The sequence below is a fragment of the Corynebacterium sp. HMSC072A04 genome (genome assembly GCF_001809235.1).
GTDB classification, from domain to species: Bacteria; Actinomycetota; Actinomycetes; order Mycobacteriales; family Mycobacteriaceae; genus Corynebacterium; species Corynebacterium hiratae.
Genome location: NZ_KV796813.1, coordinates 1 through 26,938, shown reverse-complemented (window position 1 = coordinate 26,938; position 26,938 = coordinate 1). Strand labels below are relative to the sequence as shown.

The window sequence follows — 26,938 nt, the reverse complement described above, 5'->3', positions numbered from 1 at the left end:
TGGTTTAGGTGTAGAGACCACGCTCGATGGACTTTTCAGCCTTACCCGGAACCAGCTTCTTGAGTTCTTTCGTTGACTCGATGGTCTTCTCCGGGGCCTTGACCTGCTTGACCTGCTTGAAGCCGATAAAGGCCACGACGGCGGCCAGGACGACCATAATGAGGAAGACAATCAGGAAGGCCGCCCAGCGGTCGAGCCATACGGCCAGCAGCTCCGCCAAGAAGAAGAAAAAGAAGAAGGAGCTATACAGCGCCACGGTGCCAGCCACACCGAACATGCCCGCGCCGATGCCGCCCTTCTTGGCAGAAGCAGCGAGCTCGGTCTTGGCCAACTCGACCTCGGAGCGAACCAGCTGGGACATCTGCTCGGTGGCGTTGGACACGAGCTGGCCGATGGATGCCTCGCCACGGCGGGAGGTATCCGCATCGCTCAAGGGAATGCCGTCTACCTTCGGGGCGAACTTGTTGGACCCGTCAGTGAATAGTCCGTCGTTGCTCACGGTTTAATACTCCTACTGTTTTGTCGCAATCTATATCGGCCATAGTAATGAACTTTCCAGAGTTCATGTGGTGCGGCCCGCAAAGTGGGTACGGCGTTATTGTAATGGGTATGCCGCATTCTGACCCGCTGACCCCGCTGATGTCCCTATCTGGGGTGGAGGATAAAGCCGGTTCTGCCGCCGCAGCGATTGCGCGCGTGCACCGCCGCCCCGCGGGCTTGCGCAAGTTTGACGTTATTTCTTCCGAGTCGCTGTTGCGCGGTGCGCGGGCGGCCGCGGCGATCGACGGTGCGCCGCTCGACGCACACAGTATCCCGCCCGCAGTCAGCGCCTATTCCTTGCTCGCTCCAGAAAAACAGGCCGCCACGGTGCGGACCTTCGCACGGGCCCCGCTGCAGGTCTTGGCCAGCATCGATATTGCGGCGAGCGGCGTGGGGCATCCGGATCAGAATCCGGCGGTGGCGCAGGCGCTGGCACAGCTCATCACACGCGGGACAGGAATGGATTTTGACCGCTTGTTGCCGGTGGTGCTGCACGCGGAGATTGCTGCGCGCTCGCTGTTCGGTGCGCGCAGCACCGCTGTGGCGCTCGTCGCCGCGCGCACCGCTGCTATCCATACCGGCTTCGATCCGCGGGGTTTCGCCGTGCCCGAGACCTACCTCAACCGTCATCGCGCGGACTACCGCGCGGCGTTGGATACCTATGACAAGGATCCGGCGGTGCTCATTAGGCTGCTTCTCGACGCCTGGGAGGCCGGCGCCCGCGAAGCCGACGGCATCGCGCAAGCGGCCTAATCGCGCAGCTGCTGGCGTGCAAATAAAATTCCGCCGACCACTAAGGCTGCGATGCCGGCAACGACCGCCGAGCCGATACCGAATTCGCGTGCGCTGGGTGCGGTAAAGAGCGGAACGGGGTGTTTGAACGTGCGGATTTCCCAGTCGTGGGCGATGGCGTGCTTCTTCAACAGGCGGTCCGGGTTCACGGCAACGGGGTGGCCAACCTGCTCCAGCATCGGGATGTCTGTGGCGGAATCGGAGTAGGCAAAGGACGCATCGGGGTCGACGTTGAGCTCCTGAGCAATGCGCGCCAGTGCCTCAGCTTTTGCGGCGCCTTTGCAGTAAAACGGGATCTCCCCGGTGAACCGGCCGTCTTCCTCGGCGAGCTCGGTAGCCACGACGTGCTCGATGCCCAGTTCCTGTGCGATGGGCTTGACTAGCACGCTTGCCGACGCCGAGATGATCACCACCTCGTGGCCGGCGGCGCGGTGGGCGTCGATAAGCGCGCGTGCCTCCGCATAAATGGCGGGGGTGACCACAGTGTGCATGGTCTCTACAGCGATGTCGTGGACCTCCTGAACGGACCAGCCGGCGGCCATGGCGGCGAGCTGATCGCGGGTGGTGTCCATGTGCTCGCTACTGTGGCCGGCGAGCATATAGCTGGCCTTGGCTAAAGACAGCTGGAGTGCCTCCGCATGCGTAATGAGCCCGTTGTGCATGAACTCGCGGCCGAAGGCATAGGCCGAGGATGTGGCAATGATCGTTTTGTCCAAGTCGAAAAACGCGGCCGCGCGGGTGGTGCCGTCGGTGGGGAAAGGGGTACCGGTCATCGAGGAAGGCCTGCCGTTAGTGTGCGAGTTACCCTGCTCATCGTAGCCTCTTAGCAGGAAGAATCGGGAGTGCGCAAACATATTGCCAGAAAACTCAAGGAATGTTGGATTTCGCTGTTGTCATCTCTTCTTTCGCATGTCATAATGTCAGGTGCAAGGCCCCGATATACAGTGCGGCCTGCCCCGGCGCACCCCCCGATGCCGGGTTACCGATGGCCCGCGCACACCCCCCCGAGGCGCGGGCCATCACCTTTTTCAAAAAACCGGGCTCGCCTGTGGCCATTGAGCTGAGACATATTTGATGTCCTAGCACGGCGATATACTCTCAGCTGTGACAAGCTATCAAGCACATTCTTCTTCTCACCAAAAGGGTTCAGGTCCTCCTCAGGTGAGTTTGCCGCTTGCTGCAGAAAGTGCCGTCTACTTTGTAGATGAAGCCGGAAGTAAAGGCACGTTGGGTAAGCATTTCGTTGTTGCGGCTGTGCGCACGAAGGATCCTGATTTCCTTTCGCGGGAGATTAAGGCATGTCGTGAGCGGAATAACTTCACAAAGGCTGACGAGATTAAGTTCTCGAAAGTTACTAAGCACTCTGAACCGATTTTGCTTGATATTTTTCGAGCAGCGATAAGCTCGGGGTGCACGTTCGGAGCTTTTGTTTTGGACAAGAGGCATTTCGATCCGTGGAGTAGTCGAGAACAGTGGCAAGGGCATTTGTTCGCGACAGATCGGCTGCTGCGGGGGCTGGTTACTCGTCGTGAAGTTGGGGTGGTAATGCTCGACCACATTGATGTCCCAGTAGGGGTTTCCTACGGAGACACACTAGTGAACTCTCTCAACAATCGATTTGGAAATAAGCGGTTTGCAACGGCCGTTAGTCTGGATTCTCGGACTTGTCCGGCACTACAGGTGGCAGATCTGCTTGCTAGTTCGGTTTTCCATGCGCGAAAAAAGATCGAAGACGTGGGGTTGGAGGCTTTCTTGGAAGATCGTTCGCCAAAGGCCCGGCTTTCGAAGGGTATTGCGGCCGCATTAGGCGAGAGTCATTTTAGTGACTGCCGTACATCACTTTTGAAGATTGAGACAAGCCATGAGAGGTCATTGACAGAATTGAAGCGCCAACGATACTCTTAGGTGAGGCGCTGAACGCCATAGCCGCAGGCTAAAAGCAAGCGCTCCTCGGGCCGAGTCTCAGACTTACTACCCGAGTTTTATGGCTAACCAAGCCATTCTTTACCGCACTTATTGCGATACCCTCGAGCGTGGCTCGGGGGTATTTGCTTTTGACCCTTAACCCGATTCTGAGGATTGTGGAGGCCTAAACGACAAAACGTGTTGTTTTCCGGCGTCTCTCCTATCCATCTTCACACTCCTTCCACCTGAAGTGTTTGAAGTGGAAATCTTCAATTATGGTAGCCTTACCTAAACTAGGTATAATCTTTATACTTTCCGAAGGGAGTCTCTGCCGCTGCAAACACCAGCCCTGAACGGGATTCGGTCTCAACCAACGGTGGTACCGCTGGGGCATCGGCCAGCACCAGCTGAATCCGCAGGGGCGAACCACTAATTTCCATGGTGCAGACGGCAGCGTCCGATTGCAACTTTGGTGCAGATGTATCGCAGCGCCATTCGCTTCAACGGCCTGGAGGCCGCAAATGAATCGGATGTGCTGCGTATCTACCGCTAGAAACCGCAGCACATTGGAGACCAGCCGCCAAAATGGGCGAGGTTTAGAAGATGAGAAGCGAGGGCCGAGACGAATGTTAGTCCGAAGTTGAAGGTGGCTGCGAGGTTGAAATCCATCCGGAAATATCGCGAAGTTCTGGGAATTTCCCTTCCCATCGCTGGAGTACAACTCGCCGGAGTTGCATTGACCACCACGGACGTATTGATGCTGCAGTCCGTGGGCGTACTGGCGATAGCCGGCGGCGGCCTAGCGATGCAGCTTTACAACCAGATCCGCACGATGTGCGTGGGCATGGTGACGGCCGGGGCAAATCTTGTGGCTGAAGCAGCAGCAAAAATGGAAAAAGAGAAAACCTCTTGTCAAAATTGCGAGGCGGGAGCAGAACAGATCCGGCGGGCTGTGCGCTCCTCCTTCGCGGTGGCCACTGGCACTGCAATTCTCGGCGCGTTACTGGTCATCGCCCTAGGCGGATTGGTCCTTGTTCTGCCCATCGACAAGCACGTTGCCCAACTCACCTTCGCCATGACCCTTGCGCTCGCACCCGGGTTAGTCCCGATGATGTGGCTCAACGTCCTGCGCCAATTCGCCGTGGGCATGCGAAAACCCGGCTCCCTGTTAACCATCACGCTGATATCGATATTTATAAATATCGCATTGAACTGGTTATTTATGACATGGGCAGCCTCGGATCACTGGAAGGTAGCGGGCATCGGGCTTTCTACAACTGTCATCCAACTGCTTACCTTCCTGGCCTTCCGGATTGTGGTACTGCGCATTCCCGAGCTACAGCCCTATTTCCACATCCTTCCGTGTAAAGGAGATGGGGAGACTATCTGCCGCCTCGTCCGCCTCGGGGTACCAGTCAGTCTGACCTATGGCTCGGAGGCTGCAATAACAACCATCGCCGGTTTAGTGATGGGGACCTTTAGCCCACAGATGCTAGCGGCGCACAATATTGTGAACCAACTGGCGTACATCGTTTACCAAGTGTGCATCGGCTTTTCTCACGGCGGCTCGGTGCTGATCACAAGGGCTCGGGCCGAGAGTGCCGACTCAGTGCGCGAGATTACCCGACGCATATTGTTCGTCGTGGTCACGTATCTGGGAATAATGGGCGCGCTGTGGCTTCTGTTGGGCAGGTGGGTACTGCATCCTTTCTTAAAAGAGGCAGATCCCACCACCTTTCACATTGCCGTCCTGCTCCTATGTCTCGCGGTACTGCAACAGTTCGCCAAAGGAATCCAAAACGTGGCAGTGGGCCTACTGAGAGGCCTGAAAGACACCACCTCAGGGCTACGCTGCACCCTCGTCGGGTACTGGCTGGTTGGCGTCCCCGGGATTCTGATATTTGGAAAGCTCCTCGGATGGGAAGGATATGGCGTCTGGTTAGGACTCATCATGGGTTTCGCAACCACGGCGGTACTGCTGCTACGCACATATTCCCGCCGACTGAATGAACTGACTTAACGGGAATGTTAGGGGGTAAAAGTTTCATCACCCATTGTAGATAAACAAAGGTATGGCTAACCTAATAGATCCACTTGGAAGAAAGGATTGCCTTGTCCCTCACGACAACTAGGGCTCGCGGTTTTAAAACCCCACGCGCCCCTCACCACCGAATGGCCCGCGTAGTCGCCTCAGCCGTCACCGCCACTGCCCTCCTTATGACCGCTGCCTGCAGCACTAACGATGAACAACAGACCGCAGATGACGGAGAAAAGCAACAGATCACCGACATTCTCGGGCGCGAAGTCGAGGTCCCGAAGAACGTCGATCGGGTCCTCATGGGCGGGCAACGGATGCTTTACACGACATCCATCCTCAACAAAGAAAACCCGCTCCAGGGCATCGTTGCCTGGCCAGATGACCTGGAGCAGAACGACCCTGGCACGTACAAGAAGTACGAACAGAAATTCTCAGAGATCGAAGATATTGAGCAGACTGGTGAAGTTTACGACGGCTCGATGTCCGTTGAGCAAGCTTTGAATTCCCGTCCAGATGTCTTCATTGTCTCCGCAAGCAGCTTCGAAGCCGCCCAGGATGCTGGCATCGTAGACGGTCTAGAAAAGGCCGGAATCCCCACGGTTACCGTCGATTACTTTACCGACCCGGTGAAGAACACCGCACCGAGCGTGCGCTTGCTCGGCAAGGTACTCGGCCACGAGAAGGAAGCGGAAGAGTATGCCGAGTTCTATGAGTCCAAGGTGAACATGGTTCAGGAGCGCCTAGAAAAAGCCAAGGCCACCCCCACACCGACCTTCCTCTGGCGAGCTCCCGGCTACTTCGACTGCTGCTCTACCTTCGCTAAGTCCAACCTAGCCCAAATTGTTAACGCAGCGGGTGGCGAAAACGTGGGCGACGATATGATCGACGCCAAGCAGGGGCAAGTCTCTCCCGAGGCGCTAGCTGAAAAAGACCCAGACGTCATCATCGCCACCGGCGCAGACTGGACCGGCGCCAAGCAGCAGCCAAAGAAGAATGGCTTTGTACCCCTGGGCTACGACGAGTCCACCGAACAGGCAGCCAAAGACTTCCAACGCGTTGTTGACGGGCAACCTGTCCTTAAGGAAATGCGGGCGGTCAAGAACAAGCGGGCCTACGCTGCGTGGCATCACTTCTACGACTCCCCATACAACTACCTAGCCATCGAGTGGTTTGCCAAAGCCATGCACCCCGACCTGTTTTCCGATGTCGACCCGCAGGCCGATTTGGAAGAACTACATGAAAAATTCCTCCCTGTGGAGGCTAGCGGCACCTTCTGGACTGGTTTGCCATGAGCCACGGAGCACGAGCGCAATCAATTGCCACCGGAAGCGAGGTGGACGACCAAAACTCTACCCCGCAACGGCAACGCCCCCGGTCAAACTGGTACCGAACAGCTAGCAGGCGAAAGGTAGCGATCATCGCAGGGCTTACGGCCCTGCTATGCGTCACCATTGCCATAGATTTCCTCATCGGCAGCAGTTTGAACGCAAATGAGGCGCTCTACGTGCTCTTTCACCCCAGCGATTCCCGCCCAATTGACTGGCAGATCATCTTTGATATACGTCTGCCTATAACCGTCACAGCGGTGCTCATCGGTGGCACCCTCGCTGCTGCCGGCGCAGAGATGCAAACCATCTTGGATAACCCCTTGGCAGAGCCCTATACGCTGGGCATTTCCGCCGCTGCGAGCTTTGGCGCAGCCTTTGCCACCGTCTCAGGATTCACCGCGGCGGGAATCGGGGCAGCGCTGGGAATGGCGGGCAGTGCTTGGGTCTTCGCCCTCGCGGCCTGTGCGGTGATCGTCCTATTCTCTCGGTCAAAGAGCTCTGGTACCGAGGGAATGATTCTGCTGGGCATAGCCATCGTGTTCCTCTTCGATGCTCTACTAGCGCTAATGCAGTACCTCGCCTCGCAGACCCAATTAGAGCAGGTGGTTTTCTGGACCTTGGGCAGCCTTACGCGCGCTACGTGGCCTCAGATCGGCCTTCTCGCGGTCATCTCACTAATCGGAATTGCTTACTTCTACCGCAATGCGTGGACGCTGACCGCGTTTCGAATGGGCGACGACCGCGCTAGGTCCATGGGTATCAATATCCCAAAGCTGCGCACGTACACGCTGGTGGGAGTCTCCCTTATGGCGGCAACTGCCGTTTCGATGGCCGGGACAATTGGTTTCATCGGACTCGTCGGCCCACATATCGCCAGGATGCTCGTTGGTGAGGACCAACGCTTCTTCCTCACCACGTCCATCATCTCAGGTGCGCTTTTGCTGACCTCAGCCTCAGTGGTATCCAAGCTGATCCAGCCTGGGGCGATTCTGCCTGTCGGCATCATCACCGCGATTGTGGGCGTTCCCGTGTTCGTCGTCCTCATTGTTTTGCGACGCCGCCCCCGAACTGTCTCCTCAACCTAATGATCGCCTCTCCCAGTACTTCCTGCCCCAGAAAGGACCCCCTCGTGGAACAACCGCCCACGGTTCCGCCAGAACCCACACTCCGGGTAGATAACCTGTGCTTTTCCCATGGAGACGAACAGATACTGAATGACGTATGTCTCCCAAAGATCGAAGCTGGAACCGTCACCGCCCTCGTCGGCCCTAATGGCGCTGGTAAGTCGACTTTGCTGCGCTGCATGGCTAACCTATGCCGATTCAGCGGCGACGTCACTGGGCCCGAGGCAGTATATTTGCCACAGGATCCCCCGCCGGAAAGCACCCTTACCGTATTCGAATCGGTACTTCTGGCACTCCAGCATTCCCGGACGGGATTCAGCGGACTACGGGTAGCCACATCCACACAGGACCGAGTCAGCTCGGTCCTCACGCGGCTGGGGCTAGAAGACCTAGAATCCCGAACAATGTCCCAGCTCTCCGGCGGCCAGCGTCAATTAGTAAGCTTCGCCCAGGCCATCGTATGCCGGCCGCAGGCATTACTACTGGACGAGCCAACCAGCGCTCTTGACCTAAGAAATCAGCTCATCCTCATGGAGCATATTCGCGCCTATGCAGCTGAAGCACCCGCGGCGGTCGTGGTTTCGATGCACGATCTTTCACAAGCAGCGCGCTTCGCTCACCGCATTGCGGTACTCCACGCGGGCACTGTATACGCACACGGAGCAGCTAAGGACGTGTTAACCGCAAAAATGTTGCGTGAAGTCTACCGCGTAGATGGAAAAGTCACCCTTACTGATGACGGTTCTGCAGCAATCACCACATCCAGAGCCATATAAGGGGCTTGAAGTGCCCCGAGTTTTGTTCCTAGGCATGTTCCTTGATTTCTATTATTCCCTGTTGCGGGTTCTTCTTCCACAATTCGGTTTCCACCTCGGCTGGGGTTCGATATCCCAGGCTTTGGTGGAGCCTTACCTCGTTCCACCATGACACCCACTCGAACGTCGCGATTTCTACCTCGACAACATCATTCCACCTGCGAGTATGGATGAGCTCATTCTTGTAAGAGCCGTTAACGTTTTCAGCTAGAGCATTGTCATTTCAGTCACCGACGGTCCCAGTGGAAGCGGCAATCCCGTGCTGGGCGAGACGCTGGTTGTAGACAACGCTGACGTACTATAAGCCGTGATCCGAATGGTGAATAAGGCCTGTTGTTTCCTTCGCGCTCACAATCGCTTGGTTGAGTGCTTGCAGCGGTAATACCTCGGTGCGCATCGAGTCCGATAATGCCCATCCGACGATCCGCCGGGAGTAAACGTCAGTGACAAACGCGGTGTACACAAAACCCTTCTTCGTACGCACGTAGGTAATGTCGGCCACCCACAGCTTGTTTAAGGCCTTGGGCTTTGAACTCACGCTCGACCAAATCCGGGCGCAGATCCGGCCTGTTGAGGTGTACGGGTTGTGATTGGTGATCCGCCTGTGCCTGTGCCAGAAACACCAGCTAGGCGCATCAGCCGGGCGGTTTGCTCACGACCGATGTCGATTCCGTCACGGTCAAGCGCATGCCACATTGTCCGCACGCCGTAGACACCGTAATTATCCCGATGAATGGCACCAATGCGTTCAATCAGCACAGCGTCACGAAGGCGACGAGCACTTAAGCCCACGGGCTTTGGACTGGCGATAACCACGCGAGGTGATAAACCCACCAGCCCGGTTAATCTTCAACTCCGGTGCAGATGAACTCGACAGAGAAATGATTCCGGTATTTATCGATGAACCGGATCATTTCTTAACGTTTGGGGCCTGGTCGTGAGGCGAAAAAGCTGACGCAGCCTTCAGCAACTCGTTGGTATCTCGAAGCTCTTGATTTTCGCGGCGTAGCCTGGCATTTTCGGTAGCCAAATCTTCAGGAACAGGTTCTGGGATGTTTCCCGCACGACGAGCAGGCTTAAGTCCATAGACGAGCCGTGTGCCATGAAACCCCCAACTTTGAAGCTACTGCCTAGCACGCGGGATGCATCGACATGCTTTCCGCCAAGATGCGGTCCTCCACGAGACGGACCACACGGTCCTTTGCATCCTGGTCAAATTTTCTTGGCATGTTCCAGATTTTCCCATCTACTCAAACGGAACAAAACCTGGGACACTTCAGTCGAGTTAAACGACAGATTGTGTTGGTGGGGGTTGGGGTTTAGCGTATGTGACCTTTACGTATTCCCATAGAGTGGTTGTAGGCAGTGTCGATGGCGCTGTCGTAGGTTGCTGGTCGGCCGTCTTCATGGCCGCTGGTGGCTTGTGTTTCCTGGTCGGCTAGGGTTTGTGCTTTGGCGAGTGCGTCCTGGCCCCAGTTTTGCTGCCTGGCGATTTCTACGGGGTCGTCAGGCAGCTGCGTGTGTAAGTACAGCCACCAGTCACAGGCGATGCGTTGTTGCTCGTCGCGCAGTCCTCGGTGGGCGTGCATCAGTTTCTTGATTTGCGAGTTCACTCCGCCTTCCAGGCTGTTGGTTGTGCGCTCTAAGCGTTGGCCTTCTTTAGCTTGGGTGAGGTAGGCAAAGAGGTGTCCGTGTTGACTCATTTTCTTCAGCTGTAGGTAGATTCCGCGGTGAACATCGTGGGTGTACCACCATTTTTTGTTGCCACGTTTGGATTTAGGAATCTGCTCGAAAGGGACGTCTTTGACGTAAGTTCTGGCTTTGAGCTGGGTGCTAAATACAGTGCCGAATTGGTGTAGCTTGGCAGTCCATTCGGCTGCTTCATCTAGGTTGGTAACGGCTAGCAGTTCGAAGGAAAGCCGTCGCAGTGCTTTGCCCATCGGCGAGGTGGGGTGCAGGCCTGTGGCGCGTTGAATGTTGCGTTTGACGTGGACAATGCAGCGTTGAACCGGGGTATCAGGCCACAGGCGGCGTAGTGCTTTAAGTCCTCCGGAATCCCCATCACAGGTCACCAGTTGTGGTGGGGCTAGTTCGTCCAGCAGGCGCATGTATGACCAGGAGGATTCCTTAGTGCACCAGAACCAGTTGATGACATGGCAGGAGTCAGCAGCCACGACAAGGCACTTGGTGTTGAAGTAGGTGCCGTCGATGAAGATTTGATCGTAGATTCGCTGCTTATCAACGCTTCGGGGAGGTTGGATAAGCCAGAACGTTTTGAACCGGCGTTGCAGAGTTCGTGATGAAACTCCGCAGGTCTTAGCTGTCTCTGTCAGGCTGTGGCCTGACATGAGCCACGAGATGAAAAGGCGAAACCATTTTGCTTGAACTGCGTCGTCATTGGTGCGGGTGAAAGTGGCCTTGCAAGTGCGGCATCGCCATCGTTGGCGACCAGTACTTGTCGTTCCGTATTTGATGCACACCCTGCTACAGACGGGGCATCGAGGATGATTCTTACTCATCCTCTCATCGTGAACCTAGGCAGCTAGCACACCGGCACTTCCCCGGCAGTATTTCCGGCCCGAGACTGGGGTATCCCTCCGGATAAGTGAAATCATCCTAATACCAGCACGCCAGACCAGCTAACCATCCAACCTCACCAACACATCCTGTCGTTTAGGCCATTGTGGAAGCACGGTTTCCTGTGAGTTTTGGTACGTGAGCCCCGGTAATTTTGTTCAAGCGTCAGCAAAATAGGGGCGAAAGACGCCACAATGGCGAAGTTATCCACAGGTGGTGAGGAAGCCCTAGCGCGCGGTTGGTGCGCTCGCGCATGCTTCAGGCATGAGCACGTTTCACCTAGTTATCGCTGTTGGGGATTCCACGCTGCGAGCAGAGGCGGCATCCGCGGCAGCCGCCAGTACTGCGGAAGTGAGCACCGTGGAGGACCCACGGGACTTCTCCCGGCACCTGCCCAAGGCGGATGCCGTCTTGGCTGATTCGCTGACGGCTCGTCTCGTGGCGGGGCATCCGAGGGTGTATTTCTTGGCGCTGGATCCGGGGCCCATCGATTATGAGGCTGCGCTGTGCTGCCGCGCGACTGCCGCCTTCATTGTGCCCGCCCAATCGAAAGAGCTCCTGGGCGCACTAGCAGCAGACGCCACTCCGGAGACCACCGTGTCTACCGGCTTAACCCTGGCGGTGACCGGCTCCGCCGGAGGTTTGGGTGCATCAACGGTGGCGGTGGCGCTGGCCCGCGAGGCGGGCGCGGATCTCCTCGTTGATGCGAGCCCTTATTCCGGCGGCCTCGATTTGCTCACCGGAATTGAGAACAAGCCCGGCGCGCGGTGGCCGGATCTTGCCGCGGGGACTGGTTCGGTTGATGCAGCAGACCTTGTCCGTGCTTTGCCCGCCACCCCGGATGGCATCGCGGTTCTCTCGGCTGCGAGGTCATCCAGCGTAGAGGTGGTTCAGATGAGTAGCGCCCGGCGCGCGGCCATTATGCAAGCTGCGTGTTTATACCCGGGGACCGTGGTGGTGGATTGCCCGCCGTGGGATATCCCCGATGCGGCGGATCACGTGGTGGTGCTTACTGCCGCTGAGGTGCGGGCGGCCGCTGCCTGCGCGCAGCTAGTAGCTGAACTTCGCGCCCGGCCGCAGGAGTGCTCCGTCGTCGTGCGCAACCGCCAGTGGGCGGGCCTGGATGCCAGCGATATTGCCACGGTGACTCACGCGGATCCCATCGCTGAGTTGCCCACCATCCGTGGCCTGACGCGCACGGTAGAAACCAGTGGGCTGCCGAGCCAGCTGCCCCGGGCCCTTGCGCGTGCCGCGCGCCAGATGTGGGAGGCCGTGGCATGAACCTGATCGATACGATGCGCACCATCGTGGCCTCCGAGCCACAGCTGGCCCACGACGCCCCTGCTTTGGCGCGGCGCATTCGCCAGGAGGCTGGAGTCATCAGCGATGTCGATGTGCTCGACCTTCTGCAGCGCCTGCGCCACGATTCCGTGGGGCTGGGGCTGCTGGAACCAGTGTTGTCGCTGCCAGGCCTTACCGATGTCGTTGTCAACGGCCCCGATTCCTGCTTCGTTGATTGCGGGCAGGGCCTGCAGCCGCGTGACATTGGCTTTAGCGATGATGCCGAGGTGCGCCAGCTTGCTACACGGCTGGCTGCGGTGGCGGGCGTGCGGCTTGATGACGCGCAGCCTTTTGCCGATGGGCGCCTGACCCGCCCCGATGGCACGAGAATCCGGCTCCACGCGCTACTTGCTCCTCCTTCGGCAAGTGGAACCTGCATCAGCCTCCGCGTGCTGCGCCAGGCGCAAACCAGCCTGGGGGAGTTGGTGGCCAATGGGAGCATTGACGCCAGCCTGGAGCATGTCTTGCGTGCCGTGGTTAACCAGCGGGCATCCTTCCTGGTCACTGGTGGGACTGGCTCCGGCAAGACGACGTTGCTCGCAGCCTTGCTGGGGTGTGTGCCCGCCAATGAACGCCTGCTTATCATCGAGGACACCCCGGAGCTTTCGCCCAATCACCCGCACGCGGTGACCTTGGTCTCGCGCCGGGCTAATGCGGAAGGACGCGGCGAGATATCCATGTCGCTCCTGCTCCGCCAAGCGCTACGCATGCGCCCGGACCGCATCGTCGTCGGGGAGATCCGCGGCGCGGAGGTCGTGGAGTTGTTGGCTGCGCTCAACACCGGGCACGATGGTGGTGCGGGCACCGTGCACGCAAACTCTGTTGATGAAGTGCCCGCCCGGATGGAGGCACTCGCCGCTCTCGGCGGGCTCGACCGCGTAGCGCTGCATTCGCAGCTTGCGGCCGCAGTGCACGTGGTCCTCGGGATGGAGCGCACACCGCAGGGGCGTCGGCTAGCGCACCTCGGCGTGCTGGAGGGAAACCCGGTTACACCGCAGCTGGTGTGGACGGTCGAAGACGGCCCCCTTCCTGGGTTTGCGCAGCTGTGCTCGCGGCTGGGGGTGGAACCATGATGTGGCTATTCCTTGCAGCGGCGTGTTTGCTCTCACAGCCTGCTTCGGTGACGCGGCTGGAATCGCCGAAGCCTCGCTCGCTGGCACCCGGGGCGCTCTTCCTCGGGGTCGGGTGCTGTGTCTTCTTCGGAAGGCCGACGGTTGTGGTGGCGGCCGGCTGCATCCTGGCCTGTGCGTTGTGGTTTGCCAACGACCTTGCGGCTTCCCGGCGCGAGCGCCGCGGCGCAGAAGCGCTCGCCTCCTACTTTGGCTCTGTTGCGGCCGAACTGCGGGCGGGATCGACGACGGCGGGCGCGCTTCGCCGGGGCGCCGACGCTCTTCCAGACTCCACCCCGGAGAATCTCCGTGCCGTGTTGAGCACGGCAGCGGGCCTCGCGGCGCAGGGCGGGGAACCCGCAGTCGCTCTCACCGCGCCGGAGGTTAGGCGCTACGCGGCGTTGCTCACGCTCTCCGGACGCCATGGCGTGGCCTTGGCGAACCTCATTGAGCAGGCCCAAAGCCAGCTGGATACCTCGCGCCGTCACGCCGGTGAGACCGCCGCCTCTCTGCAGGGGCCGCAGGCCACCGCGGTAATCCTGGCGTGCTTGCCGCTGGCGGGCATCCTCATGGGCGGGGCGATGGGCGCGAATTCTTTGGGGTTCTTGCTCAGCGGTGGTCTCGGGGGCCTGCTTCTCGACGTCGGCGTGGCACTCGTGTGCGCCGGATTCATCTGGTCGCGCTTGATATTGCGGAAGGCGGCGCAGTGATGGTCTTGACGTATATCTCCGCTGCACTCATGGCCGCGACACTCGCTGTTACCTCTGCTGCACCGTCTGGACGAATAGCCCAGTCGGGGTCGCGGACACCGCGCCCGAAGACGCCGCGCGATGGCCCAGCGGCAGAATACGGCCCGCTCGATGCGGCAAGCGACTTGGAGCTTTTTGCTGCTTGCCTAGAGGCTGGTCTCTCCACGCGCAGCGCGGTGCTAGCAGTCGCTGAAGCCTCACCACACTGGTCGGAGGCGGCGGCGCTCATCGGGGTGGGGGTTCCCATGAGTACGGCATGGTCGGCGTTGGCCAGTCAGCCGCATTTGGAAGAACTGGTGCGGCTTACGCAGCTATCGGGTGAATCGGGCGCGGCCATGGCGACTGGGTGCCACCGTTTGGTGGCGCAGCTGCGTGCCGAAGCCTCGGCACAAGCTACCGCGCGGGCGGAACGCGCTGGCGTGTTCATCGCAGCACCGCTGGCGGTGTGCTTCCTTCCCGCATTCCTAGTCCTTGGGTTGATACCTGTCCTCATCAGCTTGGGGCAGCAACTCTTCTAAATCAGCACATACAACTAACCACTCACCAACTCAGTACACATAACTGACACAAACAAGGGAAAAGAAAGCTAGGTACATCATGCAGAAAAAGGTAAACTACCAGTCACTATTAGGAAATGATGATGGTATGTCCACGATTGAATACTCGATAGTCAATGTTTGATTCCTACAAGGGGTAGCCGTGGGGTAGTACGCGCTGCGAGCTGAGTCACAGCATGAGACACTCGTAGGTGCACGGCGTTGTGAGGCCGGGGCATACCTCCCCCGGGGCCACGGCCCCCGCTGTGCCTCGAACTTCACCGGCCCGAAAGTGCCACAACGCCACGGGAACAAGAAGGGCAACGACTCCACTAGAACCCCCACCCGGTTCATCGGTAGTACTAGCCTCTACTGGTCCACGAGCGTGCTCCTCCGGCGCGGCGGCTGGAGCCAATCAAACGGGTCTGAAGGACCGTACAAGTCCTCTACAGGACGCGGACCAAACTCGAACGGATACATCCCCGGCTCAATAGCGGAATAATGAGGTACCCGAGTAAACACAGGACGTTCCAACATCAACACCGGGCCACCATCCCACGGGTCTCCTACCAAATCCTCGGGCAGATACTCCCTGAACTCCTCGGGAATCTCCCAGTGCCGCCATGCCCAACCCTGAGCACGAGCCTGCTCCTTGCCCTTCTCGCTGAGCCTGTACATTAACTCCCAGTACAATTTGCCCTTTGTCTGCTCTGGAGTAAACGCTAGGTCACGATACGCAGGTACTCGAAACTCATTGTCTATCAACGCTTCTTCAAGAAGGCGCTGCTGCTCCTCACGATAAAACCGGCGCTCGTTATCGTACTTCTCAGCTCGCTGCTGCTGAGCCTGCTCGCACTCTGTGTTATCCGGGGCCTCTCCGCTCCGGTACCAACGAGGGAACCTAGAGCTCGTATCTTTCCCGGCTAGGCCATGCTCGTGGAGCAACCCGAGATAACGCTTAGCGGTGGCGTGAGAAACACCAGCGGAGTCAGCAACCTGTGTAATCGTCTCTGGAGCATCCCCGAGAGCATCGTAGACAGCTCGGGCTGTAGGCCCGGCACCGTAGCGAGTCCAGAATAGTTCCTGAACCGGCTGTTCATGGTTAGCATCAACAGGGTCCGCTGTATCGGCACCGTAATAGCCTAGGTTCAGCACAAACGAGCGGGCCTTACCGCGACCGTTGTAGACGACACGAGAAACCAGACCAGAGTCAGCGATAGCCCTTAGGTGACGTGCTGAAGTATCAGCGCTAAACCCGGTTAGCAGCGAGATTCTCCTAGCGCTGGCATCGACAGAATAAGCGTTCACCTCTCTAGCAATATCGAGAAGCGCCAACGCTGTTAGACGTTGGCCACGGTTGAATTCTGGAGAATCCGATACTCGTTCTGTCAGAGCATCGAGAACACCGGCTAGTTGGTTGTTGCTGTATCCGGGGTCATAAAGATTCCCCGCCTGCTCCCACGCGGTGCCGAGACGCTTTAGCATCTGAGCAGGACGCTTAGCAGACTCTCCCAGGGCACTCTCCAGCACGATGCGGTTGTAATCTTCTTCGTCTCCTCCGGCGTTCATCACGGCAAGAGCAATCGACACAGGAGCAGAAGCCCAGTCGGAATTACTCCCACTGGGATAATCGAGCAGCTCCCTAATCTGTGGCGATAACATCTCTCGGGTTATCGCGCTGGTTCCCTTATCAGGGATATTCATATCGTAGTTTCCTTTACCTGTATCTGATTACCTATAACTATTCTTACACATAGATAGTTGCAACTATTAATGTGTCAGATTACTTGTAGGTAAATACTTCTGAATCTTGTTCTGAAGAGCCCGTAGCTCTTCAGCGTTGAGAAACATCCTCATGCTTAGCCCCGGCTTCTGCAACATGAAAAGCTCCCCCTTTTCAGTGATACGGCGTGTAATCCTCGGGTTACTGCTCTGCACTTCTAATCTCCTCTTAGGTCCCTAGCTGGGATAACCCAGCACAGTTTGCGCTAACAATCATGTTTGCGGTAAGCTCTTAATCGAGAACTAGACTCGCTAGCCAACCGCTAAGATGTTCGATTCTACCATAACTAGAACACGTTGTCTAATCGCTCCTCATGCTTGCAGTGCTAGTCAAACACAAGGTCTTGCAACTGGTCTGCCAGCGCGACCGCTTGACGCTGGTTCAGAATTAGCCTCAACCTCGGGAACGAGGCTAGGGAGACTCTGTAGACCCCCGAGCCGTCGATGGTCTCTATCTTCTTGACCTTCGGTAGGTGCTCGTAGGTTCCCATTGCGGGTACTCCTTCCTCTCTTGTGCGAATAGACCCTCTAATTTCGCTTCTAAGCGTTTAAACAACCCTCTCCGGTGTCTTACCCCTCGGAAAGTCTGTTAGGCCGTCTACGGGGCACACAGCGAAAGCGTCAACTCTCTGAACAGGGCTTTTGCATCGCCAAAAACAGCTACCCCTAGCTCTTTTCACAGCATCTTGAATCTTTTCTTGAAGAAGTCCCCTAAACCGACTCCAGCAGCATTAGCGGTACGGCACACGAACCCGTGCTCTGTGTTCCCTGCCAGCTTGCTTGCGTAGTAGCGGACCTCCTCGAACCATTCCTCGAACGGGGCATCAACAGGAAAATCATCACCAGGGATACGCTGGGCAACCTCTTCAGGGCTGGTTAATGAGCGCTTATTCTTTCGTACAGTCATGCCTAGGACCTCGCTCCCCAACGAGCGTTAGCAGCCTTACGAGCTGCACGAGTCCTTTTCTCTCGCTTCTCCAACTCCTCTTCATCGGTGGCCGGTAGTCCGAGGGCCTTAATCAACTTCTCCAGAAGGCTAGTCTGTGCTCGTGCTTCAGCAATCAATGGTGAGATGACCTGCTGCCCCTGAGAGCCCTTCACCATGAGCGGTGCCTGAGCTGCTGCCTGCTCCAGCTGAGCAATCCGGTCTGTGGTGCGTGCTGCACGCTCTAGGATAGCCAGCTTTCCCGGCTCTCCTGTGAAGTCGAATTCAGCGAGCACGCTATCGTAAAATTCTTGTCCAGGTTCTTGTAAATTCATCGAAACTCCTAAAAACTCATAATAAATCTTGCATAGAGACGGGCGGCCCTAATACGTTCCGGTCCTGCCCCGTACAGGTAGGGCATACCCCCAGGTGTTTGACCAGGTGAGGGGGTGTTTTTCGAGCCCAGAAACACTGTGCCGTGCTGGCTGGTCGAATAAATACCGAGGAACCACCGGCGTGAATCGGTGGCGGTGTAGATGTACATATTCAAAGAGTGGCGCTACAGCCAACACAGCACAGCGCCCCCGAGCTCAGGGGCGAAACCTGCCTACAAACCCAAATCTGCACGCAGAACGCGGTAGTCCTCATCCGCCATATCCTGGCGCTCCTCCTCTACCCGGTCCGCCTCCCGGCGGGCGGCGGTAGGACTAGCCAACCTCAGGGTGCCGTCCTCACGTAGTGCCCTAGCTACCACAGGAAGGGTGCGGTCCCATGCCGGGATACCTGTACTGCTGTCTTCTAATTCAAGGACCACTAGCCCGCCAACCGTCTCCGGGCTAACAATCGTGTGCCACTTTGACCAGGGACCCAGACTTTCGGCGGGAAGTTCTGTTAGTTCAAGGGCCCAGTTCATCCAGTGAGACAGCACCCCTGCTGCCTCTACTACGCGGTCATACGCCTCTCGCTGCTCAGCAGAGAACCCGAGCACATCCTCCGCTGTGAACGGTTGAGCCGGTAGCTCGTAGATGTTGGCCTCGTAAAGTTCAGCAGCAGCATCAAAGCTCTCAGAAGCTTGGGCTAGATAATCATCCAGATTGCTTTGGACCGCTTGAAACAGTTTGTTCTCAATCAACGAGCGGGCCTGATTGACCGCGCGCACTCGTTCGTGCCCAGAAACCAACGAGTGATTAATCATCGCATCGAGCGTGCTTTCGAGAGTCTTCTCGTTGAAAAGTCCGCCGGTATCGGGTGCCGGACTGTCGATGACCTGCTCCAGTTTCTGCTGTGCCTTGAGAAGGTCGGTAATCTGCCGAGGGTGCTTGAGGTTCCAGTTATTAATTTCCATGATTCAAAGTTCCTTTCTGCCCTCACGGGAATGAGGGCGGTTAGATTAGAGCGATTAGCCCCGTAGTGCTATGCACGAGGAGCGTTTATGCCCATAAGGGCGATTAGAAGTTTCGACGGCCCACGGTGGCGATGAGGGACTCAAGAAGCGGGTCCTGATTCTTTCCCCGGCGCTGTGGATTACCACGGCCCTGAGACGGGTCAACAGCACGAGATACCGGGTCACTCTTCACAGCACCGTTGGTGCCGTCCGGGGCATCGTCAACAGCGTCGATGCCCTCCAGAGCTTGAGCGAGTGAAACGGCTGGAGATTTACGTAACGAGCCCTCCAGGTGGTTGAGCAGCCGCTCACCGTTGAGCGGTAGATTATTAGACATATTAGAAATTCCTTTCGTTTAGGAAGTAATTACGAATCCTTCGGGGATGTACTCCCCGGGCGCACTCTTGTGGACACCAACCGCAACTGAGAAGGCCCGAGTTGTTCCTTTGGCACGGTGCTTTGTGCTAGGCGGTGTTGACAGCTCAGGGGGTGGTGTCATCGCCCGTGTCCAGGGATTATTACGGTGGTACCCCGTGAGGTGGGCACAAGGTATTTTCGGATTACTTTTCAGCATGAACTTCTCCTAGATAGACAACAAAATGCTGGTTAGCCTTTTTAGAGTTCTCGTGAACCAAGGAAGGCACAAGATTGCTGGTTACATGGCCCGGCCCGTTAGGGTCTGACAGTGGAATCACGTGGTCAAGACTCCAACGACCAGGACCAAGCCGGGCACCGGAATAGACACTCTGATTAGGGTCGATACCCACGGCCTCCCAGTGCTCCAACAGCTCTTTGGTGGTCACCTTCTCTGCATAAGCACCGGCCTCGATAGCACGGCGGTATCCGCTGCTCAACCTGTCAGCCCAGGGGTTGCGGTAGCGGCGGTACTCGTTGGTTCGCTCGTGATACTCAGCCTTGTGCTGCTCGTAGTACCCAGAGCGACACGAACGACAGCGAGACTCTAAGCCAGACCAACTACCCGAGTTCATCGAGAACTCGCTCCAGGCCTTGTGCTTCTCGCATCCGGGGCATCGTTTGACGCTGACAGGGTAACGAGGTTCCTTAAGCGGCTTAGGACGGTCCTTGTGCCGGGCCTTAGCAGCGGCGCTCTTACAGGTCTTACATTTTGAGTCCAGCCGTCCCCGGTCCTTGTGGAAGTTCTCCACGGTCTTCAGACAAGAGCAGGAATAGCACCATCTCAGCCCCTCCTCCAGGGCCTCGTTATCCAGGGCGCGGCCTAGGCGTGGATACTCAGCGAGTCGCTGGTTAATTTTGTCGATTAGATTGTTTCTCACAGGATAGCTCCTTAGTATTCATTAATAGTTCAGCCACCAAAGCAGCGGGTGAACCGATTAATTCATCCCGCGTAACCCCGAGTATTTCCGCGACGTCATCGACCCAGGTACGCATTCTTTGTTGCTTTCGTCGGTATCTCGTATCAGCAGCTTTCTGCTGGTCCGGCGTATTACCATTGCCATAACGCTTTACATTCACTTGACCTCCTCGTCATAGTCACTATGGAATAAAGCACATTAAAAAAGGCCCTCTTTCGAGAGCCAAAAAGAATAAAGAAAAGCCGGGCGAGGAGGTGACCAGTCGCCCGGCTAGTCCATATGAACCGAAGAGATTGCGTTCTCCACTAGTAGAGTCAACACAAACATTTTTGAGGGCATAGTAATTATCCCTCACTAATATAGTACGTGAGGGTCGAGCCTTGCCACCCGAATCCGGGGGTATGGCTTGACAATTATGCCCTCATATGTTACATAGGTGAGGATTTGCATATGTTCCGTCGCAAAACTATTGAAATCACCCCCAGACTAGGGTAAAAATCACCTGTTTGTTATCCAATTGTTACCTTTACCCCCGACTTGACAGCTGATTCAGGGTGTGCGTTGGGTCTCCACCTCGTTGTTTCGAGCTTCTTAATCCACAACAACAGCGACATAACACCCCCGTTGCTTAGGTAACCCTTGCTTGCATCGTACGGACAACTCGTGTATCGGCGTTCAGCGGTCTGCCACTGGGCCCTGAACCTCAACCAACAGCGGCGACAGAGCTCCCACCGTGGACAACATCGAGGATTCTCAGAGCGGCCCCACCGGGAACCGTTCATCAACGAGGAGGCAATCCAGGCTGAGAAGGCGGCTGCCACAACGAGAGCACCGTATCCTACCCCGTAACATCTCGTTTAAGGGGTTCAGCAGCCCCGTAGACGGACTAACAGGGCTTCTAAGGGTAAATACACCAGAGAGCTAGTTTGAACCTCTTAGAATCGATTCTAGAGAGCCTATTCTGTCATCTCTGAGTAGTTTCGGAACAAAAGCTCTAGTCTCTGCCTCTCGTTGGTGAGCTTGCGAGAAGCACCAAAAGCTTTATCGACAACTCTATCCAGGGCATCGTGAGCACGAACCAGAGCCGGGTCCATGCTCAGCGGGGCGTAATGCTGTGCCAACGAGCGCTCGGGGTGAAGGGCGCGCGCTTCTAACACCTTCTCCCCGGCCTTGATAATCGAGGTGCGTTGCTTGTCGGTTAGCTCGGGTAGCGGGAATGTGTTCCAAACCAACGTGTTAGAGAACCTTAGGTCACTCTTGATTTTCCCGCCTATCGTGCGTTGCCACGCCATGAACATCGAGGAGGAGATAAGCCCGAATAGCAACCCGTCCTTGTCCTCAACCTGGAAATTAGCGTTACTACAAATCACCTCTGGTTCAAGGCGTTGAACCGTGAAATACCTACGCGACTCCCCAACATGAATCGGGATACCTACGTACGGCACAAGCGGGCGGTGCTTGTTCGGTCTGAACAGATGCGGCGTGTCCTTCAGCTTGTACGCATCCCCGCTAGGGGTGGACTGCTCCCTAAACTCCCTGCACCCCTCGATTCTTTGCCTAAGCACCTCTGAGCGCTGCACATCTACCGGGTCCAGATTTTCGAGCCAGAGACATTCCCGATACGTGCCATGAATCAGCTCTCTAGCTCCCATGAACCGACGAACATAACGAGCGGCTACCTCATCATCCCCGGCTATGTCTACTCCAGCCTTAGGGACAAGGAAACCACCATCAGCCGGTTTAGAACCGTACGTCACCTTTGGGATGTCAGCCAACGGCTGAGAACGCTTCTCTACGAGGACGTTAGGCCCATCGACTAGATAGGCGTTGATACCAGTCGCCACCGGAACAGCCACCTGTTCACCATTAACACGAGGATAATCCCAGAGCAGCGGCTTAAAATCTTCTCGCGAGAAGCCCACAATCACGCAATGAACAGCAGCTTTTCCAGGTGCTTCTGAATCCCACGAAAACGTGCGGTGAGCGAACTTGATTCTCCAGCCTTCTCGAAACAACGGCCCAAACAACGCTGGCACAGGTTGACCCTGAGTAATCGAGTTGGTGGTGACGTAGGCGAACTGTCCTTTGCGATTCTTTAGCAGCTTCATCGCCTGAGCGTGCCAGCCGGTCACATAGTCCAGGTACCCGTCATAGTCAGTGCCCCATACACGGCGCATGTCCTGAGTCTGTTCCTTGGTCTTTGTGTACTGCCCGATAAACGGCGGGTTGCCAAAGATAATCGTCTCGCCACGAGGCTCTGGAACTACCAGAGACCAATCAAGAGCCAGCGCGTTAGCGTGATGGATATGAGCGGTGATAGAGATAGGCAGACGCTCTGGAGCGGCACCGATACGTTGAGCTAGCTCTTTGTTGCACTGGTGGTCCACAAGGAACATAGCCGTCTCAGCGATTCTCGCTGGCCACCAATTCAATTCGATACCGTAGAACTGTCCGATACTCAGCTTTTGCTCGAATGAGACATCTAGGGCTAGCTCGTCTAGGGTGCCTTCTCTTTCACGGATAGCCACGATTAGGCCTGTTTCAATCCGGCGTAGCTCACGATAGGCCACGATAAGGAAGTTGCCAGAGCCACACGCCGGGTCAAGAAACGCGTAGTCAGCGAGAGAATCACGAAACGCCCTTAACGCCTTGACCGTAGTAGAGCGAGAGGTAATCAGACGCTCTGCCTCGTGCCTGAGCTCGTCAAGAAACAACGGTTCCAACGTCTTCAAGATGTTGGTTTCAGAGGTGTAGTGTTCCCCGTCTGAGCGGCGGGCCTCTTTGCTCTTCACAAGCTGGAACAACGAGCCAAAGATAGCGGGGGAAATCTCGGACCAGTTGAACCTGCACGCCCTGAGAAGGGCATCCCGCATCTGGACATCAAAGTACTGAGTCCGCATAGGTTCAGCGAACACCGCGCCATTGACATAAGGGAACGAGGCCATCGACTCGGGAACACGTCCACGACGGTTCTCGGGGGTGTTCAGCACCTCAAAAAGTGCGTTGAGTTGAGGCCCGAGGTTGTCAGCGGTTGTGTTCTCCTCGATAAACCTTGTAAACAGGTCATTCTCCCAAAGGCCCGCGTCGTCACCAAACAGTAGAAACAGCAACCTCGTGAGGTACATCGAGGTCTCGTGTACCCTGAGCTCTTCATCCTGATAGTTGGTGGGGGCCTCGTCTCCTACCGCCTCGTCAACATCGTCACCTGCCATTGCCGTGAACAACTCAGCCATAAGCTGAGATGCTCGAATACTAGCCTTCTCCTCCTCGCGTTTCGTCACAGTGTCGTAACCGGCCAGGAACTTGAGGGCGTCCAGGTTGTCTACCACCTCGGATAAGCCAAAGCTAATATCGAAACCTGAGTCTGCATCTCCTAGACGAACCAGACGGAACTCCTCAAAGTTAGAGCACAGGACGTATCGCGGCATCTCGAAATCTCGCACAGTGCCACCGTTGAGGTAATCCAGCGCCTGCTGATACGCCACTTCCAGGTCTACGCCCGGCTTCTTAGCCTCCCCGATAACTACGCTGGGATAGAACAGGTCGATTCTTCCAGCTCCTCCAGTGGAACCACGGCGGGCATTGCGCTCGAACAGATTCATGCGAGCAGCGGACACACCAAAGCATGAGAACAAATCGATCCAGAACCGTTGCGCTGCCTTCTGCTCTTCACCCGTGAGCCCTTGTTCCTTCCACTCTTCCAGCTCTCTGAGCCAGTGAGCTCGAAACGAGTCGAGGCGGCGGTGTATTTCATCCCGAGAGATAGCGGCAGACATATCCCCGAGGATACTCAGGGACTCGTGAGCTCAGCAGCTAAACCACCCGAGAAATATCAGGGTGCGGACTTATCACGAGTTCATCCCCGAGGTCGATAATCAGACCGTCCTGAATCAACTGCTGTATCAGCTGCTCCTCTGTCCAACCCAGCTCCAGAGCAGCGTCGTGGATGCTTATGAACTCTGTATCTTCATCGTTGCTAGCGTCTACAAGCTCCTGCGAGGCCTGTGCTAAGCGCTTGTGCATCTCTGCGAGAACCTCGGGTGTTTGCTCCAGACGTGCAAGAGCTTCATCTGATAAATAATGCAGTTTCATCGCGGCTGTATCCTTGTCTTCTCACCTTGAATAACGAGGCTGTGACCAGCCTGAACAGTTCCCAGCAACTCCATTGCACGAGTAGCAGCAGCACCAGGGGAGAGCTCCTCGATAACACCAGGAAGATTCTCGAACACGATGCTCAGCCTAGGGTGTTGACCTCTTTTCCTGTTCTCCTCGTGCTCGAACTCGACCCTGACACCGCACTCGACAAGATAAGCGTTTCGCTCGACAACGCTAGCGTTCTCCCACCAATCACGAATACTCTGCCCCGTAGGCTCCCAGACCCAACCAGGGGCACGAGCTTCTTCAGCCTCTAGTTCATCTAGCCGTTGTTGCATCTTGTCGATGTTGTCAGCGATAGCGGTAAACGCGGTAGAGCCCGCTCGATACCTCGAAAGCTCACTAGCAAGCTCCTCGATACCGTCGGAAAGCTCAGCAACCTCTGACGAATTATCCACACCGTCATCCCAAACACGGACAGCTCTCACAGAGTCCCCGAGAAGCTCTAGGAAACTATCCGTAACCGCGTTCTCTACCCATTCTTCATCCACCTGCAAGGTCTTGTCACAGCAGCGAGGAGTGCCTGATTTAGCAGCGCTGGAGCAACGATAAGTAGGCTTACGCCCGTTGTTGGGAGTCAGCTTATAAGTCTTTCTACCGCAAACACCGCAAAATAAGACGTTGAGCAGCAGCGAATGAGAACGCGCAGACACCGTAATTTCGCGGGACTCCAGTTCTTTGCACACCCGCTCCCAGGTATCGCGGTCTAGCACTGGTTCAGCACGCCTTACAGGGGCACCGTCCTTGATAGCTACACGAGCCTCTGGTTCATAGACTTTCTGCCCCCGGCTATCGCGCCGGGGCTTACCGTTCTTGTCCAACACCGGCTCACGAATCATGGCGTAACCCAGCATTGCTTTGGACACGAGCATCTCTTTCATCCGATTACCAGACCAGGCACGGTTACGGGGTTCTCGATTCATGCGCTTGTCGTGAAGGTCCCGAGGAGTAAGCTCTCCGGCCTCGTTGAACCTACGAGCCGTCTCGTTCATGCTAACGCCCTGAAGAATCCAGCCAGCGGCCTTGTTGACCTGAGCCACCTGAACCGGGTCCAGCTCTAGAATCCATCCTTTATCCGGGTCTTTGACCGGGCGATAACCCCATGACGGAACAGCCCCACGGTACTTACCGCTAACAATGCGGTGGTGCTGGTCTGCCCCGGTACGCTCACGAATAGCAGCGAGCTCAACCTCAGCAAAAGAACCAACGAGCATCGCCATAATCCGGCCCATATCCGTAGTGGTATCAATATGGTTCTCCGTAGCGGACTTGAGATAAACCTCGTGCCGTTCACACCACGTCATCAACGAGGAGAGCTGAGTCATGCTACGAACAAGCCGGTCTAGCCTCCAGAACACGATAACGTCAAACTCGTGGGAGCGACCAGGGTCTTCTAATGCACCAGAGCCTAGCCACTTGCCAAGCTCAGGCCTCTCGAACGGAGTAGTGGCACCAGCGCTAACGTTGAGGTCACTCGCAACCCCTGCAACCTCCCAGCCCATGCGCTTGCACAGGTCCCTGCACTCTGCCTCTTGACGCTCTGGAGAAGAAGACTCCTCAACCAGGCGGGATAGTCGAATCACTACCAGGGCTTTTAACGGTTTCTCTGTCATGGAATCAATCTTAAACGATTGAGTATGCCATGGGTAGTTTGGCCGCGGCAGCGCTTGCCGCGGTCCTCTATGCCGTGGTCAATGGTGGCGAAGTTACCAGCGCCATCACGTCCATCATCACCGACGCCCTGTCCAACTCCCCAGGCTAATGCGCGCGCTTGATGACGCCGGCTCCGTCACCATCGAGGCGGCATTGTCGCTGTCCGCGCTCGTCATCGTTGCCGCGGGAATCGTGGGTGGCATCGCCACGTTGTCGGCCCACCTCGCTGCCGTTGACGCCGCGGGTGCTGCAGCTCGCTCTGCCGCCATCGGGGTGGACTATCACCGCGATGGAGTGACAGTCAGCTTAAGCGAAAGCTCCGGTCTCATCACTGCTGAGGCCGCTGTGCCGGCACCCTTAGGGACCATGCGTGCACAGGCGGTATTCCCCGCAGAGATGGCAGCCGGTGGTTCCACAGGGGCGCAGCCGTGAGGCGTCGTCAGCGCAGCTGGTCGCGGATCCTGGTGGGTGAGGAGGGCTATGCCACCGTCGTCACCGCCGGGATTATCGCCGCAGTGAGTTCGTTGCTGTTGGCGGTTGCGGCAGTTGCTTCGCTCGTTGTGGCGCGGCACGAAGCGCAGGTAGCGGCGGACCTCGCCGCGGTCTCGGGGGCGTGGGAGGTGGCTAAGGGCAGGGACGCCTGCACGAAGGCAGAGGAAGTTGCCGCGCTCAACGGCGCGAATCTTGACTCCTGTGTCCTCGATGGTCGCGATGTCGAGGTCACCGCCCGGCTGCGCGGGCACACCGCTATTGCCCGCGCTGGTCCGGTCTAGGAAAATTTCGCGCGTTTAAAGTCGGTGAAATGCACTCGCGTGGGGTCTCGTTGTTGCGACCGGCTATTTGGTAGCAGT

General features: G+C 56.9%; 26 protein-coding genes and 1 pseudogene. 13 read left to right on the top strand and 14 right to left on the bottom strand.

Annotated features, from left to right (window positions below):
• Positions 1-4: 4 nt before the first annotated feature.
• The gene (locus tag HMPREF2565_RS13095) at positions 5-499 is read right to left on the bottom strand and encodes a phage holin family protein (protein ID WP_070527749.1); all 495 of its coding nucleotides are present in this window, start codon (positions 497-499) and stop codon (positions 5-7) included.
• A 104-nt stretch (positions 500-603) separates the two neighbouring features.
• On the opposite strand from HMPREF2565_RS13095, the gene HMPREF2565_RS13090 reads away from it, so the two are divergent.
• A complete protein-coding gene (locus tag HMPREF2565_RS13090; protein ID WP_071407549.1) occupies positions 604-1,293 on the top strand; it encodes an oxidoreductase in 690 nt (229 codons plus the stop codon).
• Here the strand turns inward: HMPREF2565_RS13090 and HMPREF2565_RS13085 are convergent.
• The gene (locus tag HMPREF2565_RS13085; protein ID WP_071407548.1) at positions 1,290-2,105 is read right to left on the bottom strand and encodes an HAD family hydrolase; all 816 of its coding nucleotides are present in this window, start codon (positions 2,103-2,105) and stop codon (positions 1,290-1,292) included. The genes HMPREF2565_RS13090 and HMPREF2565_RS13085 overlap by 4 nt on opposite strands.
• A gap of 331 nt (positions 2,106-2,436) precedes the next feature.
• Here HMPREF2565_RS13085 and HMPREF2565_RS13600 point away from each other — a divergent pair, with 331 nt between their 5' ends.
• The 5 genes from HMPREF2565_RS13600 to HMPREF2565_RS13060 all read left to right on the top strand — a co-directional run bounded on the left by HMPREF2565_RS13600 (position 2,437) and on the right by HMPREF2565_RS13060 (position 8,503).
• The gene (locus HMPREF2565_RS13600; RefSeq protein ID WP_141745926.1) at positions 2,437-3,237 is read left to right on the top strand and encodes a DUF3800 domain-containing protein; all 801 of its coding nucleotides are present in this window, start codon (positions 2,437-2,439) and stop codon (positions 3,235-3,237) included.
• A 658-nt stretch (positions 3,238-3,895) separates the two neighbouring features.
• A complete protein-coding gene (locus HMPREF2565_RS13075; RefSeq protein ID WP_231732355.1) occupies positions 3,896-5,257 on the top strand; it encodes an MATE family efflux transporter in 1,362 nt (453 codons plus the stop codon).
• A 152-nt stretch (positions 5,258-5,409) separates the two neighbouring features.
• Entirely contained in the window at positions 5,410-6,567 is a 1,158-nt protein-coding gene (locus tag HMPREF2565_RS13070; RefSeq protein WP_049156259.1) for an ABC transporter substrate-binding protein, read from the top strand.
• Positions 6,564-7,688, top strand: coding sequence for a FecCD family ABC transporter permease (locus tag HMPREF2565_RS13065; RefSeq protein WP_084738751.1), 1,125 nt, complete (start codon positions 6,564-6,566; stop codon positions 7,686-7,688). The genes HMPREF2565_RS13070 and HMPREF2565_RS13065 overlap by 4 nt, the downstream gene beginning before the upstream one ends.
• A complete protein-coding gene (locus HMPREF2565_RS13060) occupies positions 7,688-8,503 on the top strand; it encodes an ABC transporter ATP-binding protein (protein ID WP_049156256.1) in 816 nt (271 codons plus the stop codon). The genes HMPREF2565_RS13065 and HMPREF2565_RS13060 overlap by 1 nt, the downstream gene beginning before the upstream one ends.
• A 28-nt stretch (positions 8,504-8,531) precedes the next feature.
• Here HMPREF2565_RS13060 and HMPREF2565_RS13830 read toward each other — a convergent pair.
• Both HMPREF2565_RS13830 and HMPREF2565_RS13055 read right to left on the bottom strand, forming a co-directional pair.
• A pseudogene (locus HMPREF2565_RS13830) lies at positions 8,532-9,771 on the bottom strand (IS3 family transposase).
• Positions 9,772-9,861: 90 nt separating this feature from the next.
• On the bottom strand, positions 9,862-11,061 hold the full coding sequence (locus HMPREF2565_RS13055) for an IS1249 family transposase (RefSeq protein ID WP_070818237.1): 1,200 nt from the start codon (positions 11,059-11,061) through the stop codon (positions 9,862-9,864).
• Positions 11,062-11,383: 322 nt separating this feature from the next.
• On the opposite strand from HMPREF2565_RS13055, the gene ssd reads away from it, so the two are divergent.
• Genes ssd through HMPREF2565_RS13035 form a run of 4 tightly spaced genes read left to right on the top strand, consistent with a single transcriptional unit; the run spans position 11,384 to position 14,836 of the window.
• Positions 11,384-12,400 (top strand): septum site-determining protein Ssd, encoded by a 1,017-nt coding sequence (ssd, locus tag HMPREF2565_RS13050; RefSeq protein WP_070527740.1) that lies wholly within the window; start codon positions 11,384-11,386, stop codon positions 12,398-12,400.
• Positions 12,397-13,533: a TadA family conjugal transfer-associated ATPase gene (locus HMPREF2565_RS13045; protein ID WP_071407547.1), complete on the top strand. Its 1,137-nt coding sequence runs from the start codon at positions 12,397-12,399 to the stop codon at positions 13,531-13,533. Before ssd ends, HMPREF2565_RS13045 begins: the two co-directional genes overlap by 4 nt.
• On the top strand, positions 13,530-14,279 hold the full coding sequence (locus tag HMPREF2565_RS13040; protein WP_046647876.1) for a type II secretion system F family protein: 750 nt from the start codon (positions 13,530-13,532) through the stop codon (positions 14,277-14,279). Before HMPREF2565_RS13045 ends, HMPREF2565_RS13040 begins: the two co-directional genes overlap by 4 nt.
• Complete coding sequence (locus HMPREF2565_RS13035) at positions 14,279-14,836, top strand: type II secretion system F family protein (protein WP_046647875.1); 558 nt, start codon at positions 14,279-14,281, stop codon at positions 14,834-14,836. The genes HMPREF2565_RS13040 and HMPREF2565_RS13035 overlap by 1 nt, the downstream gene beginning before the upstream one ends.
• Before the next feature lie 387 nt (positions 14,837-15,223).
• Here the strand turns inward: HMPREF2565_RS13035 and HMPREF2565_RS13030 are convergent, their stop codons facing one another.
• The 10 genes from HMPREF2565_RS13030 to HMPREF2565_RS12990 form a co-directional block, all read right to left on the bottom strand.
• Positions 15,224-16,558, bottom strand: coding sequence for a helix-turn-helix domain-containing protein (locus HMPREF2565_RS13030; RefSeq protein ID WP_071407546.1), 1,335 nt, complete (start codon positions 16,556-16,558; stop codon positions 15,224-15,226).
• A 404-nt stretch (positions 16,559-16,962) separates the two neighbouring features.
• Complete coding sequence (locus HMPREF2565_RS14005) at positions 16,963-17,127, bottom strand: hypothetical protein (RefSeq protein ID WP_168162670.1); 165 nt, start codon at positions 17,125-17,127, stop codon at positions 16,963-16,965.
• A gap of 185 nt (positions 17,128-17,312) precedes the next feature.
• Positions 17,313-17,543: a hypothetical protein gene (locus HMPREF2565_RS13025; RefSeq protein WP_071407545.1), complete on the bottom strand. Its 231-nt coding sequence runs from the start codon at positions 17,541-17,543 to the stop codon at positions 17,313-17,315.
• A 2-nt stretch (positions 17,544-17,545) separates the two neighbouring features.
• Complete coding sequence (locus HMPREF2565_RS13020; RefSeq protein WP_071407544.1) at positions 17,546-17,896, bottom strand: hypothetical protein; 351 nt, start codon at positions 17,894-17,896, stop codon at positions 17,546-17,548.
• Positions 17,897-18,168: 272 nt separating this feature from the next.
• Positions 18,169-18,906, bottom strand: coding sequence for a hypothetical protein (locus HMPREF2565_RS13015; protein ID WP_071407543.1), 738 nt, complete (start codon positions 18,904-18,906; stop codon positions 18,169-18,171).
• Between the two features lie 103 nt (positions 18,907-19,009).
• Positions 19,010-19,282, bottom strand: coding sequence for a hypothetical protein (locus HMPREF2565_RS13010; protein ID WP_071407542.1), 273 nt, complete (start codon positions 19,280-19,282; stop codon positions 19,010-19,012).
• A gap of 223 nt (positions 19,283-19,505) precedes the next feature.
• Positions 19,506-19,748: an HNH endonuclease gene (locus HMPREF2565_RS13820; RefSeq protein ID WP_141745925.1), complete on the bottom strand. Its 243-nt coding sequence runs from the start codon at positions 19,746-19,748 to the stop codon at positions 19,506-19,508.
• 1,487 nt (positions 19,749-21,235) lie between these two features.
• Positions 21,236-24,055, bottom strand: coding sequence for a DNA methyltransferase (locus HMPREF2565_RS13000; protein WP_071407540.1), 2,820 nt, complete (start codon positions 24,053-24,055; stop codon positions 21,236-21,238).
• 37 nt (positions 24,056-24,092) lie between these two features.
• Entirely contained in the window at positions 24,093-24,371 is a 279-nt protein-coding gene (locus HMPREF2565_RS12995) for a hypothetical protein (protein WP_071407539.1), read from the bottom strand.
• Positions 24,368-26,047 carry a recombinase family protein gene (locus HMPREF2565_RS12990; RefSeq protein WP_071407538.1) on the bottom strand — a complete coding sequence of 560 codons (1,680 nt, stop codon included), beginning with the start codon at positions 26,045-26,047 and terminating at the stop codon, positions 24,368-24,370. The genes HMPREF2565_RS12995 and HMPREF2565_RS12990 overlap by 4 nt, the downstream gene beginning before the upstream one ends.
• Positions 26,048-26,064: 17 nt before the next feature.
• Here HMPREF2565_RS12990 and HMPREF2565_RS13585 point away from each other — a divergent pair, with 17 nt between their 5' ends.
• The 3 genes from HMPREF2565_RS13585 to HMPREF2565_RS12980 are packed head-to-tail and all read left to right on the top strand — an operon-like array spanning position 26,065 to position 26,860.
• Positions 26,065-26,196, top strand: coding sequence for a DUF4244 domain-containing protein (locus HMPREF2565_RS13585; protein WP_141745924.1), 132 nt, complete (start codon positions 26,065-26,067; stop codon positions 26,194-26,196).
• The gene (locus HMPREF2565_RS12985; protein WP_071407537.1) at positions 26,196-26,519 is read left to right on the top strand and encodes a hypothetical protein; all 324 of its coding nucleotides are present in this window, start codon (positions 26,196-26,198) and stop codon (positions 26,517-26,519) included. Before HMPREF2565_RS13585 ends, HMPREF2565_RS12985 begins: the two co-directional genes overlap by 1 nt.
• Positions 26,516-26,860 (top strand): Rv3654c family TadE-like protein, encoded by a 345-nt coding sequence (locus HMPREF2565_RS12980; protein WP_198525918.1) that lies wholly within the window; start codon positions 26,516-26,518, stop codon positions 26,858-26,860. Before HMPREF2565_RS12985 ends, HMPREF2565_RS12980 begins: the two co-directional genes overlap by 4 nt.
• Positions 26,861-26,938: the final 78 nt, after the last annotated feature.

Bases quoted from the DNA above. Each gene is read 5' to 3' on its own strand.
- HMPREF2565_RS13090 (WP_071407549.1), top strand. From the start codon at position 604: ATGGGTATGCCGCATTCTGACCCGCTGACCCCGCTGATGTCCCTATCT.
- HMPREF2565_RS13085 (WP_071407548.1), bottom strand. From the start codon at position 2,105: ATGACCGGTACCCCTTTCCCCACCGACGGCACCACCCGCGCGGCCGCG.
- HMPREF2565_RS13070 (WP_049156259.1), top strand. From the start codon at position 5,410: ATGGCCCGCGTAGTCGCCTCAGCCGTCACCGCCACTGCCCTCCTTATG.
- HMPREF2565_RS13065 (WP_084738751.1), top strand. From the start codon at position 6,564: ATGAGCCACGGAGCACGAGCGCAATCAATTGCCACCGGAAGCGAGGTG.
- HMPREF2565_RS13060 (WP_049156256.1), top strand. From the start codon at position 7,688: ATGATCGCCTCTCCCAGTACTTCCTGCCCCAGAAAGGACCCCCTCGTG.
- HMPREF2565_RS13055 (WP_070818237.1), bottom strand. From the start codon at position 11,061: ATGAGTAAGAATCATCCTCGATGCCCCGTCTGTAGCAGGGTGTGCATC.
- ssd (WP_070527740.1), top strand. From the start codon at position 11,384: ATGAGCACGTTTCACCTAGTTATCGCTGTTGGGGATTCCACGCTGCGA.
- HMPREF2565_RS13045 (WP_071407547.1), top strand. From the start codon at position 12,397: ATGAACCTGATCGATACGATGCGCACCATCGTGGCCTCCGAGCCACAG.
- HMPREF2565_RS13040 (WP_046647876.1), top strand. From the start codon at position 13,530: ATGATGTGGCTATTCCTTGCAGCGGCGTGTTTGCTCTCACAGCCTGCT.
- HMPREF2565_RS13035 (WP_046647875.1), top strand. From the start codon at position 14,279: ATGGTCTTGACGTATATCTCCGCTGCACTCATGGCCGCGACACTCGCT.
- HMPREF2565_RS13030 (WP_071407546.1), bottom strand. From the start codon at position 16,558: ATGAATATCCCTGATAAGGGAACCAGCGCGATAACCCGAGAGATGTTA.
- HMPREF2565_RS14005 (WP_168162670.1), bottom strand. From the start codon at position 17,127: ATGGGAACCTACGAGCACCTACCGAAGGTCAAGAAGATAGAGACCATC.
- HMPREF2565_RS13025 (WP_071407545.1), bottom strand. From the start codon at position 17,543: ATGACTGTACGAAAGAATAAGCGCTCATTAACCAGCCCTGAAGAGGTT.
- HMPREF2565_RS13020 (WP_071407544.1), bottom strand. From the start codon at position 17,896: ATGAATTTACAAGAACCTGGACAAGAATTTTACGATAGCGTGCTCGCT.
- HMPREF2565_RS13015 (WP_071407543.1), bottom strand. From the start codon at position 18,906: ATGGAAATTAATAACTGGAACCTCAAGCACCCTCGGCAGATTACCGAC.
- HMPREF2565_RS13010 (WP_071407542.1), bottom strand. From the start codon at position 19,282: ATGTCTAATAATCTACCGCTCAACGGTGAGCGGCTGCTCAACCACCTG.
- HMPREF2565_RS13000 (WP_071407540.1), bottom strand. From the start codon at position 24,055: ATGTCTGCCGCTATCTCTCGGGATGAAATACACCGCCGCCTCGACTCG.
- HMPREF2565_RS12995 (WP_071407539.1), bottom strand. From the start codon at position 24,371: ATGAAACTGCATTATTTATCAGATGAAGCTCTTGCACGTCTGGAGCAA.
- HMPREF2565_RS12990 (WP_071407538.1), bottom strand. From the start codon at position 26,047: ATGACAGAGAAACCGTTAAAAGCCCTGGTAGTGATTCGACTATCCCGC.
- HMPREF2565_RS12985 (WP_071407537.1), top strand. From the start codon at position 26,196: ATGCGCGCGCTTGATGACGCCGGCTCCGTCACCATCGAGGCGGCATTG.